This is a genomic window from Mesorhizobium sp. M7A.F.Ca.CA.001.08.2.1, from assembly GCF_003998455.1.
In the GTDB taxonomy this organism is placed as follows: Bacteria; Pseudomonadota; Alphaproteobacteria; order Rhizobiales; family Rhizobiaceae; genus Mesorhizobium; species Mesorhizobium ciceri.
This window is the reverse complement of record NZ_RZPW01001143.1, coordinates 1-1,353: the sequence shown is the minus strand read 5'-3', so window position 1 is coordinate 1,353 and position 1,353 is coordinate 1. Positions and strand designations below refer to the sequence as shown.

The window sequence follows — 1,353 nt, the reverse complement described above, 5'->3', positions numbered from 1 at the left end:
CATTGATGACGAGATAGCCGATGTCCTGGTGCAGCAAATAGAGCGGATAGGTCAGCCCGCCCAGCGCCAGAGTGAGCCCCGATGGCCGCAGACGATTGCGCAGCAGCACCGCACCGATCAAGGCCGCGTGCATGACGACGTTGGCGATGACGAGATTGGCCGACGAAACGGCGATGCCGTAGTGGCCAAGCATCCAGTGCTGCGTCACCGACAGCGTGCCACAGGAGATCAGGAACGCGGCGGCAAGCAGCAGCATTGCAGGCAGTGAACGGCCATGCGCATGCAGGTGGTGGACCAGCACGCCGGCGGCGAAGAACGGTCCAAACTCGGTGATGAACAGCAGCCTGGCGGCGGCGCTGCCGATGAAGAACTCGTTCAAGGCCGAGATCGCCAGCCAGATCAAGATCAGCTCCAGCTTGCGTGTCTGAAACAGCCCGGTAAGCAGCGCCAGCGTCACCCAGCCGTAGAACACCAGCTCAAGAACGATCGACCAGTAGACGCCGTCCATGAAGGGCTGGCCGAACGTCGGCGCGAACATCGACAGATTGGCGGCATACTGAACGAAAGAGGCCGAAAGCAGCGGCGACCCGGCAAGGAAGACAATCGCGAAGGTGATCGTCATGCAGAGCAGGAAGCCCGGATAGAGGCGAACGAACCGCGCGACCGCAAACTGGTCCCAACTGCGGTTTTCCGCCGACCAGGCAATGACGAAACCGCTGATCAGGAAGAACAGATTGACGCCGAGATAGCCGTAGAGGGCGAACGGTGCCGCAAGCGGATAACCCTCAGCCAGAATGCCCTCGGCAGCCGCGCCGCGAAAGAAATAGTGGAAGAACACGACAGCCATCGCCGCGACCAGCCTGAGCAGGTCCAGCGTCGCAATGTAATTTTGTTCCGCAGGTCTGGTGTTCATCCGCATTTCCCGCATCTACGGTCGGCAAACCATAGAGCGGATCGCGGCTGAGCGGGTTAAGAGGCCTAGATTATCGCCAGATGTAGTAAATTTACGCGGAACGAGGCGTCAGACCGCCGAACCATAGAGGTCATAGGCGTCGGCACGGTCGATCTTGACGGTGACGATATCGCCTTGGCGCAGCGGACGACGCGACTGGATGTGCACCGAGCCATCGATCTCGGGCGCGTCGTATTTGGTGCGGCCCTTTGCCGATGTGCCATGCGCCTCGTCGATCAGCACCGGGAGGCGCTTGCCGACTTTTCTGGCCAGCTGTGTCGCCGAAATCTTCTGCTGACGCTGCATGAAGCGGTGCCAGCGCGCCTCCTTGATTTCCTGCGGGACCTGTTCGAGACCGAGATCGTTGGAGCGGGCGCCGCGGACCGGCTCGTATTTGAAGC

The 1,353-nt window shown here is 61.0% G+C and carries 1 protein-coding gene and 1 pseudogene; both read right to left on the bottom strand.

Annotated elements, in window-relative coordinates; translation table 11 throughout:
• Nucleotides 1-913, bottom strand: a 913-nt coding sequence (locus EN914_RS35620; protein WP_164779174.1) for an acyltransferase, incomplete at its 3' end; no start/stop codon positions are given.
• A gap of 108 nt (nt 914-1,021) precedes the next feature.
• Nucleotides 1,022-1,353 (bottom strand): annotated as a pseudogene (locus tag EN914_RS35615) (30S ribosomal protein S12 methylthiotransferase RimO); the annotation flags it as partial.